This window comes from Paraburkholderia aspalathi (assembly GCF_900116445.1).
In the GTDB taxonomy this organism is placed as follows: domain Bacteria; phylum Pseudomonadota; class Gammaproteobacteria; order Burkholderiales; family Burkholderiaceae; genus Paraburkholderia; species Paraburkholderia aspalathi.
In genome coordinates this window covers 117259-137428 of record NZ_FPBH01000026.1, presented here as the reverse complement: position 1 = coordinate 137428, position 20170 = coordinate 117259, and the positions used below count along the sequence as shown (strand labels likewise).

The 20170-nt window shown below is 62.4% G+C and carries 17 protein-coding genes and 1 tRNA gene; 13 read left to right on the top strand and 5 right to left on the bottom strand.

What is annotated here, in order from left to right; genetic code table 11:
• Nucleotides 1-17: 17 nt before the first annotated feature.
• The 3 genes from BM438_RS32240 to BM438_RS32230 all read right to left on the bottom strand — a co-directional run bounded on the left by BM438_RS32240 (nucleotide 18) and on the right by BM438_RS32230 (nucleotide 2810).
• Complete coding sequence (locus BM438_RS32240; protein ID WP_093643326.1) at nucleotides 18-338, bottom strand: Mpo1-like protein; 321 nt, start codon at nucleotides 336-338, stop codon at nucleotides 18-20.
• 199 nt (nucleotides 339-537) lie between these two features.
• Nucleotides 538-1383, bottom strand: coding sequence for an alpha/beta fold hydrolase (locus BM438_RS32235; RefSeq protein WP_093643323.1), 846 nt, complete (start codon nucleotides 1381-1383; stop codon nucleotides 538-540).
• Nucleotides 1380-2810: an O-acetylhomoserine aminocarboxypropyltransferase gene (locus BM438_RS32230; protein WP_093643320.1), complete on the bottom strand. Its 1431-nt coding sequence runs from the start codon at nucleotides 2808-2810 to the stop codon at nucleotides 1380-1382. The genes BM438_RS32235 and BM438_RS32230 overlap by 4 nt, the downstream gene beginning before the upstream one ends.
• 250 nt (nucleotides 2811-3060) lie before the next feature.
• Here BM438_RS32230 and BM438_RS32225 point away from each other — a divergent pair, with 250 nt between their 5' ends.
• The 4 genes from BM438_RS32225 to BM438_RS32210 all read left to right on the top strand — a co-directional run bounded on the left by BM438_RS32225 (nucleotide 3061) and on the right by BM438_RS32210 (nucleotide 8307).
• Nucleotides 3061-3525: a CBS domain-containing protein gene (locus BM438_RS32225; RefSeq protein ID WP_054042287.1), complete on the top strand. Its 465-nt coding sequence runs from the start codon at nucleotides 3061-3063 to the stop codon at nucleotides 3523-3525.
• 141 nt (nucleotides 3526-3666) lie between these two features.
• Entirely contained in the window at nucleotides 3667-5604 is a 1938-nt protein-coding gene (locus tag BM438_RS32220; RefSeq protein ID WP_093643317.1) for an MFS transporter, read from the top strand.
• A gap of 70 nt (nucleotides 5605-5674) precedes the next feature.
• Nucleotides 5675-6775 (top strand): chorismate synthase, encoded by a 1101-nt coding sequence (gene aroC / locus BM438_RS32215; protein WP_093643314.1) that lies wholly within the window; start codon nucleotides 5675-5677, stop codon nucleotides 6773-6775.
• Between the two features lie 47 nt (nucleotides 6776-6822).
• A complete protein-coding gene (locus BM438_RS32210) occupies nucleotides 6823-8307 on the top strand; it encodes a tetratricopeptide repeat protein (RefSeq protein WP_093643311.1) in 1485 nt (494 codons plus the stop codon).
• 69 nt (nucleotides 8308-8376) lie between these two features.
• Here BM438_RS32210 and BM438_RS32205 read toward each other — a convergent pair whose 3' ends face one another.
• Nucleotides 8377-10050, bottom strand: a complete 1674-nt coding sequence (locus tag BM438_RS32205) for an electron transfer flavoprotein-ubiquinone oxidoreductase (RefSeq protein ID WP_093643308.1) — start codon at nucleotides 10048-10050, stop codon at nucleotides 8377-8379.
• A gap of 190 nt (nucleotides 10051-10240) precedes the next feature.
• Between BM438_RS32205 and BM438_RS32200 the strand changes: the two genes are divergently transcribed.
• Together BM438_RS32200 and BM438_RS32195 are read left to right on the top strand one after the other, a co-directional pair.
• Nucleotides 10241-11017, top strand: coding sequence for an SDR family oxidoreductase (locus BM438_RS32200; protein WP_093643305.1), 777 nt, complete (start codon nucleotides 10241-10243; stop codon nucleotides 11015-11017).
• A gap of 91 nt (nucleotides 11018-11108) precedes the next feature.
• On the top strand, nucleotides 11109-11540 hold the full coding sequence (locus tag BM438_RS32195; protein ID WP_054040423.1) for an acyl-CoA thioesterase: 432 nt from the start codon (nucleotides 11109-11111) through the stop codon (nucleotides 11538-11540).
• Between the two features lie 37 nt (nucleotides 11541-11577).
• Here BM438_RS32195 and BM438_RS32190 read toward each other — a convergent pair whose 3' ends face one another.
• Nucleotides 11578-12123, bottom strand: coding sequence for a LuxR C-terminal-related transcriptional regulator (locus BM438_RS32190; RefSeq protein ID WP_054040426.1), 546 nt, complete (start codon nucleotides 12121-12123; stop codon nucleotides 11578-11580).
• Nucleotides 12124-12373: 250 nt separating this feature from the next.
• Between BM438_RS32190 and BM438_RS32185 the strand changes: the two genes are divergently transcribed.
• The 7 genes from BM438_RS32185 to thrS all read left to right on the top strand — a co-directional run bounded on the left by BM438_RS32185 (nucleotide 12374) and on the right by thrS (nucleotide 20168).
• Nucleotides 12374-13078, top strand: coding sequence for a CoA transferase subunit A (locus tag BM438_RS32185; RefSeq protein WP_054040428.1), 705 nt, complete (start codon nucleotides 12374-12376; stop codon nucleotides 13076-13078).
• A gap of 2 nt (nucleotides 13079-13080) precedes the next feature.
• A complete protein-coding gene (locus BM438_RS32180; RefSeq protein ID WP_093643302.1) occupies nucleotides 13081-13722 on the top strand; it encodes a CoA transferase subunit B in 642 nt (213 codons plus the stop codon).
• Nucleotides 13723-14082: 360 nt separating this feature from the next.
• Nucleotides 14083-14994 (top strand): alpha/beta fold hydrolase, encoded by a 912-nt coding sequence (locus BM438_RS32175; RefSeq protein WP_093643299.1) that lies wholly within the window; start codon nucleotides 14083-14085, stop codon nucleotides 14992-14994.
• A gap of 106 nt (nucleotides 14995-15100) precedes the next feature.
• Entirely contained in the window at nucleotides 15101-15454 is a 354-nt protein-coding gene (locus tag BM438_RS32170) for a RidA family protein (protein WP_028200195.1), read from the top strand.
• A gap of 84 nt (nucleotides 15455-15538) precedes the next feature.
• A complete protein-coding gene (locus BM438_RS32165) occupies nucleotides 15539-17782 on the top strand; it encodes a RelA/SpoT family protein (protein WP_093643296.1) in 2244 nt (747 codons plus the stop codon).
• 150 nt (nucleotides 17783-17932) lie between these two features.
• Nucleotides 17933-18009, top strand: a tRNA-Val gene (locus BM438_RS32160).
• Nucleotides 18010-18260: 251 nt separating this feature from the next.
• Entirely contained in the window at nucleotides 18261-20168 is a 1908-nt protein-coding gene (thrS, locus tag BM438_RS32150; protein ID WP_093643293.1) for a threonine--tRNA ligase, read from the top strand.
• Nucleotides 20169-20170 lie beyond the last annotated feature (2 nt).

Here is a 20170-nt window from a genome sequence, read left to right as displayed (position 1 = left end):
CTGAAGCGGCGGCAATCCTACAGCGAAATCTTCCCCACGCAGATGTCCTTGAACATCACCCAATCGCCCATCAGGCTATAAAACGGATGCCGGAAGGTAGCCGGCCGGTTCTTCTCGAAGAAGAAATGCCCGACCCAGGCAAAGCCATAGCCGCAGATCACGGCAGCCGGCAGCCATAGCCAGTCACCAGTGGCGAGCGCCATGGCGAGGCACCCGATCACGCCGAGCGACCCCACGAAATGCAGCCGCCGCGATACCGTGTTGCGATGCTCGCTCAGGTAGTACGGGTAGAACTCCGCGAAACTCGCGAAGTGATCGGTGTGCGCGGTTTGAGCCATCACGGCCTCCGAAGGTCGACGCTACTCGATTCCGTGCCCGTCGCTCCCAGGTTGCTTCGCCGCGCGCGGGCATGCTCGGAACGCGCTCGAAATAGGACAGGCTTGGCCCATTGTGCGGCTATCGGACCATGCGCGCAACTAGGCCATTCGGCCGATGGCGCGTCTCCACGTGCCCGGTTATCGTGACGACTCGCAGCGACTATCGAACGCCGGTTGGAACCGCGCCTACGGCTTTCGAGGCGAAGCTGAACAGCGCGTCGAGCGTGGCGTCCGGCTGTTCGGTCATCAAGGCATGGCCGGCCTCGAGCGTGACGGTGTCGACCGGTACGCCGGCCTGGGAGAGCGCGGCGGCGAGCGCTTTGGCCGCACGCGGCGGCGTCATCGCATCGCGTCGACCCACGATCAGGCGCGTCGGGCAACGCACTTCGGTGGCGCGTGTGAGGCCGTCCGCGTAGCTATTGCAGGCGGTGAAGTCGGTGTGGAACAGCTGCGGCTCACCGCTTGCCGAGACGCGCTCCATCAGCCGCTGGTTCATGCCGTGCAGCCAGAAGCCCGGGCCGGGGCACGACGGCTTGGCGGCGAGCGTCGAATGCGACCATTGATTGACCATGTCGATTGCATCGGGCTCGCGATGCAGGGCGGCGTCGAGCAAGGCGTCGGAGACAGCCATCGGCACGGCGGTGGCGAGCAGCGCGAGGTGCGTCGCGCGTTCCGGATAGCGGCCGGCGAAGTCGAGGGCGATCAGCGAGCCCATGCTGTGGCCGGCCACGAAGGCGCGTTGCACACCGGCGGCGTCGAGCAGGGCGGCCAGCCAGTCGGCCATTGCGGTCACGGTGGTGAGCGCCGGGCCGGCGCTGCGGCAGTGACCGGGTAGATCGACCGCCAGTACGCTGAAGCCGTGATGCGCGAAGTAACGCGTTTGCAATGCCCACACGCTATGGTCATGCTCGGCGCCGTGGATGAACACCGCCGTCGGCAGACTAGGGTCGAAGGGTTTGCCGCCGGCGTACGCGTAGGCGGGCTTGCCTTGAACGGTGAGGATCATGCGGACTCCGGGCGGGGTTTGGCGGCATCGGCAGGCGAGGCGGAGGCGTTGCCGATTGCTGGAGCGGCGGATGAACTGACCGGGCCGGTTTTTACCGTACTGGACGGGCTACCGGATGGCCCACTTCCCGTGGTCGTCCCACTCGCTTTCTGCGCGGCTTTCAGTGCGCGTTTGAGGTCGTCGATCAGATCGTCGGGGTCTTCAAGGCCGATAGACAGGCGGATCGTGCCTTCGGCGATGCCGGCCGCGGCGAGCGCGGCGGCGTCCATGCGGAAGTGCGTCGTCGATGCCGGATGGATGACCAGCGAGCGTGCGTCGCCGACGTTCGCGAGATGCGAGAACAGCGAAAGCGCTTCGATGAAGCTGCGCCCGGCGGCGCGGTCGCCACGCAGATTGAAGCTGAACACCGCGCCCGCGCCGCGCGGCAGCAGACGCTTCGCGAGCGCATGGTCCGGATGCGTCGGCAGTTCCGGGTAGGCGACGGCTTCGACGGCCGGGTGTGCGCTCAGGAATTCGACCACCTTGCGCGTATTCGCGACGTGCCGCTCCATGCGCAGCGGCAGCGTCTCGATGCCTTGCAGCAGTTGCCAGGCGGCCTGCGGATGCAGGCACGCGCCGAAGTCGCGCAAGCCCTCGCGGCGTGCTCGCAGAAGGAACGGTGCGACGGTGCTTTCCTCGGCGAACACCATGCCGTGAAAGCCCTCGTACGGCTCGGTGAATTCGGGGAAGCGGCCGGATGCGTTGAAGTCGAATGTGCCGCCGTCCACGAGTACGCCGCCGATCGTGGTGCCGTGGCCGCCGAGGAATTTGGTCGCCGAGTGATAGACGAAGTCGGCGCCATGCTCGAACGGCTTGAGCAGGTAGGGTGTCGTGAAGGTCGAATCGACCAGTAGCGGCACGCGGTGCTCATGCGCGAGTTGCGCCACCGCGGCGATATCGAGCACGTCGAGGCCCGGGTTGCCGAGCGTCTCGCCGAACAGCAGGCGTGTGTTCGGGCGCAGCGCGGCGCGCCATGCGTCGATGTCACCGGGTTTGACAAAGGTCGTCTCGACGCCGAAGCGCCGCAACGTGTAGTGCAGCAGGTTGTGCGAGCCGCCGTACAGCGCGCTGGAGGCGACGATATGGGAGCCGGCGCCCATCAACGTGGCGATCGCCAGATGCAGCGCGGCCTGGCCGCTGGCCGTGCCGATCGCGCCCGCGCCGTTTTCCAGCGCGGCAACGCGTTCCTCGAAAACGGCCACGGTCGGATTCGAGATGCGCGAATAGACGTGGCCGGCGCGCTCCATATTGAAGAGCGCCGCGGCGTGGTCCGAGTCGCGGAACGAAAACGAGGTAGTCTGGTAAATAGGCGTGGCGCGCGCGCCGGTTGTCGGGTCGGGCGCGGCGCCGGCGTGCAGCGCAAGCGTATCGAAACGGTTGGCGGACATCCTGGGCGGCGAGGCCACGGACGGCCTCGCGAAAGGTGAAAGTGGCGGCCATCCTATCACCGGCATGGATCGCTTCAAGCGCGGTTTTCCCGCGGGTCGGACAATGTGGGCGCGCTGAACGGCGCCGGGCCGACCTTGCAAACGCCCGTTGCGCCTTGGTGGGCGGGCCGCTTTCCTTTTATGGACCTTTCCGCTAGGATCGAAAGTCATTCAGGCACTATCAGCCTAGCGGGTATCACGGAGACAGATTATGCGAGTCAGCGACATTCTTAAAGTCAAAGGCAACACCCTTTTCACGGTCACGCCGGATACCACGCTGCACGACGCAGTCAATACCATGGCCGAGCACGATATCGGCTCGCTGGTCGTGATGGAATACGGCGACCTCGTCGGCATGCTGACGTTTCGCGAAATTATCCTGACCTTGAGCAAGCACGGCGGCAGCCTCGGTACCTCCACGATCCGCAAGTTGATGGACGACCATCCGCTCACCTGTACGCCTGAAACGGACGTCAACGAGGTTCGCCGCATGATGCTCGAGCACCACGTGCGCTATTTGCCGGTGCTGGAAAGCCGCACGCTGATGGGCGTGATCTCGTTCTACGACGTCGCCAAGGCGGTGGTCGAAGAGCAGGGCTTCGAAAACCGCATGCTCAAGGCCTATATCCGCGACTGGCCGGAAGAACCGCAGGATCAACAACCGGCGCCGCGTTAACTCACGCGCGGTGGCTCACCGCGGCGCTCGCGCCGTTGCTGTGAGTATGAAAATGCGATCAAGGCGCGCGCGAAAGCGTGCGCTTTTTTTGTGTCCGGCCCTTTCCCCTTTGCTGCTCTATTAGCCTGTTCTCCGAACCTCATGAGCGATCGTCCGATACCTGCCGCCCGCCGCGCCGCCCGCTCCCACGAGACGCACGAGTCCCAGTTCCGCCTGCTGAGCCAGCGCCGCTTCGCGCCGTTTTTCTGGACCCAGTTTCTCGGTGCGATGAACGACAACGTCTTCAAGATCGGCTTCACGTCGCTCGTCACGTACCAGGCGGCGCGCTTTTCAGGCGTCGATCCGAAAACCGCGGCGTTCCTGATCTCGGCGATCTTCATTCTGCCGTTCGTGCTGCTGTCGGCCACCTCCGGCCAGATCGCGGACAAGTACGATAAGGCGATGCTCACGCGCTTCGTTAAGAGCTTCGAAATCGTCGTGATGCTGATCGGCGGCACGGGTTTCTGGATGCACAGCGCGCCCTTGCTATATCTGTGCACGTTTCTGATGGGCGTCCATTCGACCGTATTCGGACCAGTCAAGTATTCGTATCTGCCGCAGCATCTGTCGAAGTCGGAACTGGTCGGCGGCAACGGCATGGTCGAGATGGGCACCTTCGTCGCGATTCTGATTGGGACGATTATCGGCGGCGTGGGTGCGGGTTTCGTCGAGCATGGCGCGGTGGTGCTGGCCTGCGCCTGTGTCGGGATTGCTCTGGTGGGGCGGCTGGTGTCGAACTTTGTGCCTGTCACGGCGGCGCCGCAGCCCGATCTGCGCGTCAACTGGAATCCGGTCAGTGAAACGTGGCGCAACCTGAAGCTCGCGCGCGAAAACCGCACGGTGTTTCTGAGCCTGCTGGGGATTTCCTGGCTGTGGTTCGTTGGCGCGACTTTTCTGTCTTCGTTTTTCAGCTTTGCGAAAAACGTGCTGTCCGCCGACCCAGATGTCGTGACCGTGCTGCTCGGCACCTTCTCGATCGGCATCGGCCTCGGTTCGCTGATGTGCGAAAAGCTCTCGAAGCGGCGCATCGAAATCGGCCTCGTGCCGCTCGGCTCGATCGGCATGAGCGTGTTCGCGATCGATCTGTTCTTCGCGAGTCATGCGTTGCCGGCCGCCGGGCATCTATTGAGCGTCGGCGAATTCCTCGTGCGGCCCGCCCATTGGCGCGTGCTGGCCGATCTGTTCCTGCTGGCCATGTTCGGCGGCTTCTATAGCGTGCCGCTCTATGCGCTGATCCAGAGCCGTAGCCAGCCGACCCACCGCGCGCGCATCATCGCCGCGAACAATATTCTGAATTCGCTGTTCATGATCGTCTCGGCGTTGATGGCGATGGGGCTGACCGCGGCGGGCTTCAGTATTCCGGCGATTTTCCTCGTCACCGCGCTGCTGAACATTGTCGTCGCGACATATATTTATTCGCTCGTGCCTGAGTTCTTGCTGCGCTTTATTGCCTGGGTGCTGGTGCATACGTTCTACCGGATTCGCCTCGTGCATGCCGAACGGATTCCGGAAGAGGGTGCGGCCGTGCTGGTGTGCAATCACGTGAGCTTCGTCGACGCGATCGTCATCATGGCCGAGAGCCCGCGGCCGATCCGCTTCGTGATGGACCATCAGATTTTCAAGTCGCCGTTCGCCGGCTGGGTGTTCCGCCATGCGAAGGCAATTCCGATCGCGCCCGCCCATCAGGATCCGGAGCTGCTGACGCGCGCCTATGAGCGCTGCGCAGAGGCGCTCGCCGAGGGCGATCTGGTCTGCATCTTCCCTGAAGGCAAATTGACGAAGACCGGCGAGATGAATCCGTTCCGCCATGGCGTGACTGAGATCATCCGCCGCACGCCGGCGCCGGTGATACCGATGGCGCTGCGTGGGCTGTGGGGGAGCGTGTTTTCGCGCGCCAACGACGCGCGCTGGCCGCGACCGATCCAGAAGGGCGTGATGAGCCGGCTGACGCTGGCGGTGGGTGAGCCGATCGATCCGGCCGAGGCGACGCCTGAGGTGCTGCAGCAGATCGTCACCGAGTTGCGCGGGGCGCGGAAGTAGGGCGGCCGGGACTTAGCCCCTGTAGGGCTGGCATAATGGTGCTTTCCCCGCATTTCTTTGGACGACGCCCATGTCCGGCAACACGCTCGGTACGCTTTTCACTGTCACGACCTTCGGCGAATCGCACGGCCCCGCTATCGGCTGCGTGATCGACGGCTGCCCGCCGGGCATGGCGCTTAGCGAAGCCGACATCCAGCTCGAACTCGACCGCCGCAAACCCGGCACGTCGCGCCATGTCACGCAGCGCCAGGAAGAAGACAAGGTCGAGATCCTGTCGGGCGTGTTCGAAGGCCAGACCACCGGCGCGCCGATCGCGCTCCTGATCCGCAATACAGACCAGCGCAGCAAGGACTACGGCAACATCGCCGACACCTTCCGTCCCGGTCACGCCGACTACACCTACTGGCAGAAATACGGCATTCGCGACTATCGCGGCGGCGGCCGTTCGTCGGCCCGTCTGACCGCACCTACGGTAGCGGCCGGCGCGGTTGCGAAGAAATGGCTGCGTGAAAAGTTCGGTGTTGAGATCCGCGGTTACATGGCGGCGCTCGGAGAAATCGACGTGCCGTTCGTCGACTGGTCGCATGTGCGTGAGAACCCGTTCTTCGTGCCGAATGCGGAGATCGTGCCGGAGCTGGAAACGTATATGGACGCCTTGCGTAAAGACGGCGACTCGATCGGCGCACGCATTAACGTCGTGGCTTCCGGCGTGCCGGTTGGGCTGGGCGAGCCGCTGTTCGACCGGCTCGACGCAGACATTGCGCACGCCATGATGGGCATCAATGCGGTGAAGGGCGTCGAAATCGGCGCGGGCTTCGCCAGCGTCGCGCAACGCGGTTCGGTCCACGGCGACGAATTGACGCCGGAAGGCTTCGTCGGCAATCACGCGGGTGGTGTGCTCGGCGGTATTTCGACCGGCCAGGACATCACGGTGTCGATCGCGATCAAGCCGACTTCGAGCATCCGTACGCCGCGCCGCTCGATCGACAAGGCGGGGCAGCCCGTTGTTGTCGAAACGTTCGGGCGTCACGACCCGTGCGTCGGCATCCGCGCCACGCCGATCGCCGAATCCATGCTCGCGCTGGTGCTGATCGACCATGCGTTGCGCCACCGTGCGCAATGCGGCGACGTCGCCGTCAGCACGCCGAAGATCGCGGCGAGCGCGCCGTAAAGGGCGCTTTCTGGGCGTCTTCGTAGTGCGCGTGGCCTCTCGTTTCAATGATCGATACGAACACCGAGCCGGCCGATAGCCAACTCGCGGACCTGCGCGCGCGTGCCACCGCGCCACACGCTGGCGCCGCGGACTGCCTTGCATTCGGACATTTCTTGCTGGAGCGCGCCGGCCGCGACAAGTCGCTTCGGCGCGAGGCGCTCGCGGCGCTGGTGCGCGCTTACCAGCTTGATCCCTCCTGCGAACCTACGCTCCTACACACCATCGCGCAGACGGCCTTCATCGTGCGCGACTGGTCGCTCGTCGACTCCGCCACGACGCTGTTGCTCGCGCAAAACGCCGAAGACGCCAACGCGCTGATCTGGCGTGCGGCGGCCGTGCAACAGCGCAATGACTTCGACATGGCCGAGCGGCTACTGCGCGAAGCGGTGCGCATCGTACCCGGCAACCCGGTGGCGCTTCACAAGCTCGCGTTATGCATCAAGGAGCAGGCGCGACTGGCGGAAGCGGAAGCATTGCTCAGGCAAGTGTTGGCTTTGTCGCCGGACAATATGCATGCGCTATTCGATCTGTCGGAACTTGAAATCCGGACGGGACGTTTCGCCGAAGGCTGGGCGCATTACGAATCACACGTCGCGTTCGGCGACGATCTGAATAACGCGCAGCATGCGCTCGCTGCGATCAGTGCGCATTGGCAGGGCGAATCGCTGCAAGGCAAAACGCTGCAAGGCAAAACGCTGGTCGTCTACGGCGAGCAAGGTAACGGCGACTGCCTTTGGGCGGTGCGCTTTCTGCCGCTCCTGGCCGAGCGGGCGCGACGCGAAGGCGGCCGGGTGATTTTCGGTCACGACGGGCCGTTGCGGCATCTATTCGAACGGATGCTACCCGCTGACTTGCCGCTCGAAACGAGCCTTGAAACGCGGCCGGATTTCCATTGCGGGTTGATGAGCTTGCCGCTGCGGCTTGGCGTCTTCGATGCAACGGGGTGGGGTGCGCCGTATCTGAGCGCCGAGCCCGTGCGCGTGCAGGCATGGCGCGAGCGGGTTCATGCGCACACGGCCGGCAAGCCGGGCAATCGCAACGTCGGTTTAGTGTGGAACGGCAATCCTGAGCATATCCGCGATATGCGGAGATCAGTGCCTGTCGAGCAACTCGAGCCGCTATTGAGCTTGCCAGGCGTCACCTGGTTTGCGTTGTCGCCTGGGCGCAGCGAGACGGTCGCGCGGTGGCGCGTCAAGGGACTCGATGTTGTCGATCTGACCCACCATTTTCAGTCCGGATTCGACGATGTCGCTGCGTTGCTGACGAATCTGGATCTGGTCGTCACGATTGATAGCGGACCCGCTCATCTGGCGGGAGCGCTCGGCGTGCCGACGTGTTTGATGATCGATCATTTGTCGGCATGGTTCTGGGGCGACGAATCGGGCACCACGGCCTGGTACGATTCTATTGAGCTCTTTCGGCAGCCTGAGATTGGCGCGTGGGCGCCGGTGCTGGCTAAAGTGCGGGAGCGGATTGAAATGATGCGGTGAGTTTGAGCCTGTTTGCCAGCATGCCGTGCGCGGACAAACAAGCTCCGCGCACGGCAAACAAACACCGAATCACATATTCGGATAGTTCGGACCGCCGCCACCCTCAGGCGTCACCCAGACGATATTCTGGGTCGGGTCCTTGATATCGCAGGTCTTGCAATGCACGCAGTTCTGCGCGTTGATCACGAGACGCTCGCTGCCGTCGTCGTTCTTCACGAACTCATACACCGCGGCGGGGCAGTAGCGTGACTCCGGACCGGCATAGGTCTGCCAGTTCACATTCACCGGCACCGAAGGATCTTTCAGCGTCAGGTGAGCCGGCTGATTCTCTTCGTGGTTGGTGTTCGAAATGAACACGGAAGACAGCCTGTCGAACGTCAGCTTTCCATCCGGCTTCGGATACGTGATCTGCTTGCACTGCGATGCCGGTTTCAGCATCTCGTGATCCGAATGCTGGTGGTGCAGCGTCCAGGGCACATTGCCGCCCAACAGCTTCTGCTCGATGCCGACCATCAGGGTGCCGAGGTACAGGCCCTTGCTCATCCACTGCTTGAAGTTGCGCGCGCGATGCAGTTCCGTGTGCAGCCACGAGGTCTTGAACGACTCCGGATAGGCCGTCAGCTCATCGCTGGTGCGACCTGCCTGCACGGCTTCAAAAGCAGCCTCAGCCGCCAGCATGCCGGTCTTGATAGCCGCATGCGAACCCTTGATCCGCGATGCGTTCAGGAAGCCGGCATCGTCACCCACCAGCGCGCCACCCGGGAACACCAGCTTCGGTAACGACAACAGACCGCCCGCGGTGATCGCCCGCGCGCCATACGACACGCGCTTGCCGCCTTCCAGAATTGCGCGGATTGCCGGATGCGTCTTGTAGCGCTGGAATTCCTCGAACGGCGACAGATACGGATTCGTGTAGCCGAGGCCGACTACAAAGCCCACCACCACTTGGTTGTTGTCCATGTGATAGAGGAACGAGCCGCCGTAGGTGTCGTTTTCCAGGGGCCAGCCGGCGGTGTGCATCACCAGACCCGGCTTGTGCTTCGCCGGATCGATTTCCCACAATTCCTTGATACCGATACCGTAGACCTGCGGATCGACGCCTTCGCGCAGCTTGAACTTGTCGTTCAGTTGACGACCGAGATGCCCACGCGCGCCTTCGCAGAAGAGTGTGTATTTCGCGTGCAGCTCCATGCCGAGCTGGAAGTTCTCGGTCGGCTCGCCATCCTTGCCGATCCCCAGATTGCCAGTGGCGACGCCTTTGACCGAGCCATCGTCGTTATACAGAATCTCAGCGGCCGGAAAGCCCGGGAAAATCTCCACGCCCAGCGCTTCAGCCTGCTGACCCAGCCAGCGCGTGACGTTCGCGAGGCTGATCACGTAGTTGCCGTGGTTCTTGAAGTTGTCCGGCAGCGCCCAGGTCGGCACGCTCTTCGAACCGGTTTCCGTCAGGAACAGGAACTTGTCTTCGGTCACGTCCACCGTCAGCGGCGCGCCTTTTTCCTTCCAGTCCGGGATCAGTTCGGTGATGGCGCGCGGATCCATCACCGCGCCCGACAGGATATGAGCCCCGATCTCCGAGCCTTTTTCCAGTACGCACACGCCAAGCTCGACGCCTTTCTCCGCCGCCAGCTGCTTCAGGCGGATCGCTGCGGACAGGCCTGCCGGGCCGCCGCCGACGATCACGACGTCGTATTCCATCGACTCGCGTGGACCGTATTGCTCAATGAGGCTTGCGGGGGTCATTGATGCTCCTCTTCTTACCGTTAGAATGCTTTTTTCGGGATCGTATTGTGGGCGATGGTCTCCGCCACTGCAACCAGATGAGCAGAGATTAGCACGATCGTTCTATTTCTGTGATACGGTATGACCCGCAGCGACGGTCCTACCGCACCTGTCAACCGCGTCTGTAACAACAACCGAACAAGGAACGACAATGGGCCGTTCGATCAATCTGGAAGGCAAGGTCGCGCTGATCACCGGCGCCTCGAGCGGGTTGGGGAAGCGCTTTGCTCAAGTATTGTCGCAGGCTGGCGCCAAGGTCGTGTTGGCAAGCCGCCGCACCGAGCGCCTGAAGGAGTTGCGCGCCGAGATCGAAGCCTCCGGGGGCGCGGCGCACGTCGTCTCACTCGACGTCACGGATTATCAAAGCATCAAGTCGGCGGTCGCCCACGCGGAAACCGAGGCGGGCACGATCGACATTCTGGTGAACAATTCAGGCGTGTCGACCACGCAGAAGCTCTCGGAAGTCACGCCGGCCGACTTCGAATACGTGTTCGACACTAACACGCGCGGCGCCTTCTTCGTTGCGCAGGAAGTCGCCAAGCGCATGATCATGCGCGGCAATAGCGCGCAGAAGCCGTCATACCGGATCATCAATATCGCGTCGATGGCGGGCCTGCGGGTGTTGCCGCAGATCGGCCTGTACTCGATGAGCAAGGCCGCCGTCGTCCATATGACGAAAGCCATGGCGCTGGAGTGGGGCAAGCACGGCATCAACGTGAACGCCATCTGCCCGGGCTATATCGATACCGAGATCAACCACCATCACTGGTCGACCGAGCAGGGGCAGAAGCTGGTCTCGCTGCTGCCGCGTCATCGTGTCGGCAAGCCGGAAGATCTGGACGGGCTGTTGCTGCTGCTGGCGGCCGACGAATCGCAATTCATCAACGGCTCGGTGATTGCCGCCGACGATGGCTTCGGTCTCGCCTGAACGTAGCTTTGCGCCGCCGTTCGTTGTTTGTCATGTTTGCCCCGGCCCGCGTGCCGGTTTCACCCTCGTTTCAACCCGTTAAAGAAGTACGATGAGCGATTTTCACGCAGTTTTTGAGATGTCTATGCCGATTCGGTGGGGCGATATGGACGCATTCGGCCATGTGAACAACACGGTCTATTTCCGCTACATGGAGCAGGTGCGGATTTCCTGGTTCGAGCAACTGGGTCTGGCCGGCAGCAACGCCGACGGGCAGGGGCCGGTGATCGTCAATGCGTCGATGGAGTTTCTCAAGCAGTTGCACTATCCCGGCGATGTGATTGGCCGGATGTCCGTGGCCACGCCCGGGCGCAGCAGTTTTGACACGGCGTTCGAGCTCGTGCGCGCCGATGATCCGACCACCGTCTATGCGCGCGGTGCTGCGCGCTGCGTGTGGATCGACTATGCTGCGGGCAAGTCCGTGCCGGTTCCGGATATGTTGCGCGCGACCATCGAGAGCGCGGCGCTGGTCAAGGCGGCTTAGTAGCTCCCAGCGCTCCCAGCGCCTTCTCAGCGCCTCTTCAATGCCCGAGCAAGCGCTGCAACAGCTCGGTCGCATTCCCCGTATCGTATTTGCGCATCAGCCGCGCGCGGTAGACATCGACCGTGCGCGGGCTGATATCCAGCGCCCGTCCGATCTGCTTGCTGGTTTTGCCCGTCACCAGTTGCGCGGCGATTTCCCGCTCGCGCGGCGTTAGCTCGACCGCCACGCGCCGTGTCGCGCTCAAATCCTCGAAAGTCCACACACCCGCTGCGTGCGGGTCCATGCGTTGCTGCGCGCGGCCCGTCACGTGGCACCAGAACAATTCCCCGTTGGCCCGCTTCATGATCCGGTCGTCCGCGTAGCTGCCTTGGGCGGTCATGATCGGCGGAATCCGCGCGCCGATCCGCTCGAATTCGTCCGTCGACGGATACAGCACCTGGAACGACTGGCCGAGCAGCGCCTCGCGCGTGCAGCCGAATATCGACGCCAGCTCGTCGTTGCAGTCTTCTATGATGCGTTCGCGTGACAGCACGAGTCCGATCGGAGCGAGGTGAAACGCGGTTTGGTAATCCAGTGCGGGCATGGGCTGGCGGCAAGTACTTATGTATTTTTGCGTATTGTGCCGCATGGCGCGCCCAGCGTACTCTTTCGGGCACATGACAACGCGGCGAAATGTTCGCAGCAGGCATTTGCGTGAGGCAGGGTAACCTGAGCGCAGAACAGGCCGCGGATGACTAGAATGACGTGTCGGGCGTTTGCCCGCTAAGCGCCATATCGAAGTCGCAACGATCCGAATTCCGTTTTCGGGTTTCCATAAAGGAAGGGACATACTGATGAACAAGGTCTATCCAGGCGCCGCCGAGGCGCTGAAAGACATCGTCAAGGACGGGCAGACGTTCGCCGTCGGCGGTTTCGGGCTGTGCGGCATTCCTGAGGCGCTGATCGCGGCGCTGCGCGATTCGAAGGTGCAGGGCATCACCTGCATCAGCAACAATGCGGGCGTCGACGGTTTCGGCCTCGGTCTGCTGCTCGAAACGCGCCAGGTCAAGAAGATGATTTCTTCGTACGTGGGCGAGAACAAGGAGTTCGAACGCCAGTATCTGGCCGGCGAACTCGAGCTCGAATTCACGCCGCAAGGCACGCTCGCCGAGAAGCTGCGCGCGGGCGGCTCGGGCATTCCGGCCTTCTTCACGAACACCGGCTACGGCACGCTGATCGCCGAAGGCAAGGAAACCCGCCAGTTCGGCGAAAACCATTACGTGCTCGAACATTCGCTGACGGCCGACGTCGCGTTGGTCAAGGCGTGGAAAGCCGATAAATCGGGCAACCTGATCTATCGCCGCACCGCGCGCAACTTCAACCCGATGTGCGCGATGGCCGGCAAGATCACGGTCGCGGAAGTCGAGGAAATCGTTGAAGTGGGCGAACTCGATCCGGATGCGATCCACACGCCGGGCATTTTCGTGCAGCGCATTGTGCTCAATGCGAATCCGGAAAAACGCATTGAACAACGCATCGTCCGCGCGAAAGGAGACTGATCATGGCATGGACTCGTGACGAAATGGCCGCACGCGCGGCGAAGGAATTGCAGGACGGCTTCTACGTGAACCTCGGCATCGGCTTGCCGACGCTGGTGGCGAACCACGTGCCGGCCGGCGTCGAAGTGTGGCTGCAGTCGGAAAACGGCCTGCTCGGCATCGGCCCGTCGCCGACCGAAGAAGAAGTGGATGCCGACCTGATCAACGCCGGCAAGCAGACGGTGACCACGTTGCCGGGTTCGTCGATTTTCTCGTCGGCGGATTCGTTCGCGATGATTCGCGGCGGCCACATCAACCTGGCGATTCTGGGCGCGATGCAGATCAGCAAGAAGGGCGATCTGGCCAACTGGATGATCCCGGGCAAGATGATCAAGGGCATGGGCGGCGCGATGGATCTGGTCGCGGGCGTCAAGCGCGTGGTCGTGTTGATGGAACACGTTGCGAAGGGCGACCAGCACAAGATTCTCGAAGAATGCACGTTGCCGTTGACGGGTGTGGGCGTGGTCGATCAGATCATTACCGATCTCGGCGTGATCGAAATCACGGAAGACGGTCTGAAGGTGACTGAGCTGGCGCCGGGTGTCAGCGTCGAGGAAATCCAGACGAAGACGGGCGCGCCGCTGGATGTGAGCGCGGTGAGCTGAATGGTGGTGTCAGCCACCTGCTTTGGTCCTTGTGACGGAAGGTGGTGGCAACGCGAGTTGCCTTGTAGGTCTCGGGGTGGCTTGCGAAGCGAATTGAATTGAATTGACGCGAGGTTGTAGGCGGGCGAGGCGCGAGTCTCGCCCGTTTTGTTTTGGTGGCGCCTTTTCGCGCCGTTTTTGCGCTGCCCGGATCCGGGCGCCGGCGCTGCGGCTTATACCCTGGTGCATCCTGATCAGTCTTAGGCCGTTCGGCCGATCCTTGCCGCGCGGCAAAGCGGTTTACAATCGTTTGAAGATTCGACATTCATTTCCCGCCGCTTGGTCTGCGTCGAGCCCATGGAGCTTTTGCAAGGAACCCAGATGACCGAGACGTCTGCATCCACCGCCGAGCGGCCCGCGCCGCGCCAACGTTATGTGCAGTGCGCGAGCGCCGGTGGCCTGCACCGGATCGCCTACACCGAGTGGGGCGACCCCGCTAATCCACGTGTGCTGCTGTGCGTGCACGGTTTGACGCGCTCGGGGCGCGATTTCGACCGCCTTGCTGCGGAATTCGCCGGCACTTACCGTGTGGTATGTCCGGATGTAGCGGGGCGGGGCTTGTCTTCCTGGCTCGCGAACCCCAACTTCTATAGCGTGCCGCAGTACGTCGCCGATATGGTCACACTGATCGCGCGCCTGAACGTCGAAACGGTCGACTGGTTCGGCACCTCGATGGGCGGTTTGATCGGGCTCGCGTTGGCCGGCCTGCCGGAAACGCCGATTCGTAAAATGCTGTTGAACGACGTCGGGCCGCATCTGGAGCCGGTGGCTGTGCAGCGCATCGGCGATTACCTCGGCAAGCCCGTGCGCTTTGAAACGCTGCAGCAGGGCATCGATTACGCCGCGTTGCTCGCGCAAACCTTCGGTCCGCTCACGCCAGAGGAGTGGCGCGAGATCAATACGCCGCTTTTGCACGAACAGGACGGCGCATGGTTGTTCCGTTACGACCCGCGAATCGCACAGCCGTTTACCGCGACAACCGAAGAGGCGGCCAAACTCGGCGAGGCCGCGTTGTGGCATTCGCTGGCTGCGTTTCAGGGGCCGGTACTGGTGGTGCGCGGCGAGCAATCGGATCTGCTCTCGCGCGAGACGGTCGCGAAGATGGTTGAGACCGGGCGTGCTGTATCCAGCGCCGAAATCGCGGGCGTAGGGCATGCGCCGGCGTTTCTGTCGGCCGATCAGATCGACATCGCGAGGCAGTTCTTTATCGGGCCGGCCGCTGACGCGTCATAATATCGAGTTCCGCGCGGCGTCCTTTATTGGCCACCCGTGGATGCGATGCGTAGGTGCAATGCGGAACGCATCTGCGATCAATTTTCAACCAACCTCAGGATTCTTCATGGCAGTCATTCGTCACCACGTCGGCAAGCGCCTCTCGGAAACCGCTGTGTACAACGGCACCGTGTACCTCGCCGGCCAGATCGCCGAAGACGCGGATCAGGACATCACGGGTCAGACGCGCGAAGTGCTCGGCCACATCGACCGTCTGCTGGAAGAAGTCAACAGCGACAAGTCGCACTTGCTGTCCGTGCAGATTTATATCTCGGACATGGTGCACTTCGCCGGTATGAACGCAGTATGGGACGAGTGGGTCGCACAAGGCGCCACGCCGCCGCGCGCTACCGTCGAAGCGAAGCTCGCTAACCCGAAGTGCCTCGTCGAAATCGTCGTGGTCGCGGCGCAGCGCGATTGAGCGTGGCTGAGGCTGGCTTTAGTGTCGTCTCGCAGTTGTTGTTGAAAATCCGTTGATCCGTCTGGCCCGGTGGGCCGTCGCACTATGACTACCGAAATCGTTACGAGCACGCCGACCCCCATCCCTTCCTTCGACGAAGCGATGGCGTTCGTGCGCGAACATGCGGGCGAAGTGCGGCTCTCATCGGGCGAGTTGCTGGCGGATCACGCGGCGGGTACGGCGTCGATCATGCGCACGCTCAACGTCGATCCGCCGGCTGTGCTGGCGGCGGCCTTGTTTGCGCTAACGCCGCATCTGCAAGACCCGGAACGCGTGATCGCCGATAACTTCGGCGAAGAAGTCGCGCAACTGGTCGGCGACGTGCGCAAGTTGCTGCGCCTCGGTACGGTGAGCTTGCGCGCCGCGCAGAATGCGATGCCCGAAGCCGGGCGCGATGCGCAGGCCGCGCGCCGCGCGCAGGTCGAGGCGCTGCGCAAGATGCTGCTCGCGTTTGCGCAGGACATTCGCGTCGTGCTGATACGGCTCGCGTCGCGCTTGCAATCGCTGCGCTATTACGCGGCGGCGAAAATCACGCCGTCGCCTGATGTGGCGCGTGAAACGCTCGATATTTACGCGCCGCTCGCCAACCGGCTCGGCATCTGGCAACTGAAGTGGGAGCTCGAGGATCTCGCGCTCCGCTTCGAAGAGCCGGTCACTTACAAACGCATCGCCAAGCTGCTCGACGAGAAACGCGTTGAGCGCGAGAGCTATGTTGCGCAGGCAATCGAGCGGCTGCAGCAGGAACTGGCTGCGGCGCACGTGCAGGCTGAAGTCAGCGGCCGGCCAAAACACATTTACAGCATCTGGCGCAAGATGCACGGCAAGGAGCTGGATTTCGCCGAACTGTACGACGTGCGCGCGTTTCGCGTGATCGTGCAGGACATCAAGGATTGCTACACCGTGCTCGGCATCGTGCACAACCTGTGGCAACCGGTGCCGAAAGAGTTCGACGACTACATCTCACGGCCGAAGCCGAATGGCTATAAATCGCTGCACACGGTCGTGATCGGCGACGACGGTCGCGCGTTCGAAGTACAGATTCGCACGCAGGAAATGCATCAGTTCGCCGAGTATGGCGTGGCGGCGCACTGGCGTTATAAGGAGGCGGGCACGCGTGGTTACGGCGGCCAGTTCAGCGCCAATGAGAAGTACGACGAGAAGATCGCGTGGTTGCGTCAACTGCTCGCGTGGAAAGACGATGTCTCCGAAGGCGAGCACGGCGAGAAGCGCGCCGCGCAGCCGTGGGAGCAATTGCGGCAGGCTACGCTCGACGATGACCACATCTACGTGCTCACGCCGCAAGCACGCGTGATTCCGCTGCCGCACGGTGCGACGCCGGTGGACTTCGCGTATCACCTGCATAGCGAACTGGGGCATCGCTGCCGTGGCGCGCGTGTCGATGGTGCGATGGTGCCGCTCAACACGGCGTTGCAGAACGGTCAGACGGTCGAGATTGTCGCGGTGAAAGAGGGTGGTCCTTCGCGTGACTGGCTCAACCCGCAACTCGGGTATCTGCAGAGCCATCGAGCGCGGCAGAAAGTGCGCGCGTGGTTCAACGCGGTCGAAGTGCAGGAGCACATCTCGAGCGGCCGTGCGATGGTCGAAAAGACCCTGCAGCGCGAGGGCAAGACGTCGGTCAATCTCGATCAGCTCGCCGCCAAGCTCGGCTTCAAAACCACCGACGATTTGTTTTCGGTGGTCGGCAAAGAGGAGTTCAGTCTGCGGCTCGTCGAGCAGGCGCTGCACGATGCGCCGCCGCCCGAGCCCGTGGTCGAAGCGCCGGAACAGTTCGAGAAGCGCAGTAGCGGCGCGAGCGTCGCCCGTGGGGCTTCCACGGGTGTGCTCGTGGTCGGCGTCGACGCGTTGCTTACGCAACTCGCGCGCTGTTGCCGTCCGGCGCCGCCCGACGACATCAGCGGCTTTGTCACGCGTGGCAAGGGCATGTCGATTCACCGCAGCGATTGCCCGACTTTCATGCGCATGGCCGATCGCGCGCCGGAGCGTGTGTTGCAAACCGCGTGGTCGGCAGATGTCATGAGCGGCCGCGGGCAGTCGGTCTATCCCGTCGACCTCAGCATCGAGGCCACGGATCGGCAAGGTCTGCTGCGCGATATCTCCGAAGTTTTCGCGCGCGAGAAGATGAATGTGATCGGCGTGAAGACGCAGTCGCGTCGCAACGCTGCGTTCATGCAATTTACTGTCGAGGTGTCGAGCGCCGCGCAAATTCAGCGCGCGTGTACGTTGCTCGGTGAAGTAGTCGGCGTGGTGCGCGCTTCACGCAAGAGTTGATGCGCGGACGCGGCGGCGGGTGCCTGTGGATTCGTGCAGGTGCCCGGTATGCATCGGTTCGATGCGCTCGCGCGCGTGAGTAGAAATTTAAAGTCGGCGCATAAAAGTACTTGCCAAGCGGTGTGGGGCTCCATATAATCTCGTTTCTTCAGGCTCGTAGCTCAGCTGGTTAGAGCACCACCTTGACATGGTGGGGGTCGTTGGTTCGAGTCCAATCGAGCCTACCAACGAAAGAGAAATTCCGGTTTTGCCGGGGTTTCGCAAACTGCAGTAAGCGCTTCGGCGCAAAAGGCAAAATACGGTTATGGCACCGCGAACACTGACCGAAACTACTTCGGAGCGACGCTAGTCGAGGACCACTTTCGCCACTGTAGTTAGCAGGAAATGTGAATGCGGCCCCTCGAAAGCGGGGCCGCATTTTTTTTGGTTTTTGACCTGGTTGTATGTGCCGCCGCCGGTCGGCACCACGGAGAACGCAATGGTTTCGATACGTCTGCCTGACGGTTCTGTTCGACAGTACGAGCATCCGGTGACCGTCGCCGAAGTGGCCGCCTCGATCGGCCCCGGCCTCGCGAAAGCTGCGCTCGGCGGCAAGATCGACGGTGAACTCGTCGATACGTCCACGCTGATCGATCATGACGTGGCGCTTGCCATCATCACCGAGAAAGACGCCGACGGCCTCGACATCATTCGTCACTCCACGGCGCACTTGCTCGCGTACGCGGTGAAGGATCTGTTCCCGGAAGCGCAGGTTACGATCGGCCCGGTGATCGACAACGGTTTTTACTACGACTTCGCGTACAGCCGTCCCTTCACGCCGGAAGATCTCGAGAAGATCGAGAAGCGCATGCAGGAGCTCGCGAAGAAAGACGAGCCGGTTTCGCGCCGTGTGGTTTCGCGCGACGAGGCCGTGGACTACTTCAAGAGCATCGGCGAAAAGTACAAGGCCGAGATCATCGAATCGATTCCGGCTACCGACGAAATCAAGCTTTACTCGCACGGCGGCTTCACCGATCTGTGCCGCGGCCCGCACGTGCCGTCTACCGGCAAGCTGAAGGTCTTCAAGCTGATGAAGCTTGCGGGCGCCTACTGGCGCGGCGACTCGAAGAACGAGCAGCTGCAGCGCATCTATGGCACGGCCTGGACGAAGAAGGAAGACCAGGAAGCGTATCTGCACATGCTTGAAGAGGCGGAAAAGCGCGATCACCGCAAGCTCGGCAAGCAACTCGACCTGTTCCATATGCAGGACGAGTCGCCGGGCATGGTGTTCTGGCATCCGCGCGGCTGGACGCTGTGGCAGCAGGTCGAGCAGTACATGCGCCGCCGCGTGAATGACGCCGGCTACCTCGAAATCAAGACGCCGATGATCATGGACCGCTCGCTCTGGGAAGCGTCGGGCCACTGGCAGAACTATCGTGAAAACATGTTCACGACGGAATCGGAAAAGCGCGACTACGCGATCAAGCCGATGAACTGCCCTGGTCACGTGCAGGTGTTCAACCACGGCTTGCGCTCGTATCGCGATTTGCCGCTGCGTTACGCGGAATTCGGCTCGTGCCACCGCAATGAATCGTCGGGCGCATTGCACGGCCTGATGCGCGTGCGTGGCTTCGTGCAGGACGACGCGCACATTTTCTGTACCGAAGACCAGTTCATCAGCGAATCGATCGCGTTCAACACGCTGGCGATGAGCGTCTACAAGGACTTCGGCTTCGACAATGTCGAGATCAAACTGTCGCTGCGCCCGGATGCGCGCGCCGGCACGGATGAGACATGGGACCGAGCGGAGCAGGGCCTGCGCGAGGCGCTGACGGCCTGCGGCGTGACGTGGGAGGAGTTGCCGGGCGAGGGCGCGTTCTACGGCCCGAAGGTCGAATACCACATCAAGGATGCACTCGGCCGCTCGTGGCAGTGCGGCACGTTGCAGCTCGATATGGTGCTGCCGGAGCGTCTGGGCGCCGAATACGTCGCTGAAGACAACAGCCGCCGCCGCCCGATCATGCTGCACCGGGCAATCGTCGGATCAATGGAGCGTTTCCTCGGTATTCTGATCGAGCACCATGCTGGTGCAATGCCGTCGTGGCTCGCGCCGATGCAGGTTGTGGTGATGAATATCGCGGAAAGTCAGGCCGAATATGCGCAGTCGCTAGCCCAATCGTTGCAAAAACAAGGGGTTAGAGTAGAGGCTGATTTGCGCAACGAGAAGATTAGCTATAAAATACGGGAGCACACGCTGGAAAAGGTGCCGTACCTGCTTGTGGTCGGCGACAAAGAGCGTGAAGCCCAAACGGTAGCCGTGCGTGCCCGTGGTGGTGTCGATCTGGGCGTGATGCCTCTCGATACCTTCATTGAGCGTCTGCGCCAGGATGTGCAGTCGTTCAACTGAGC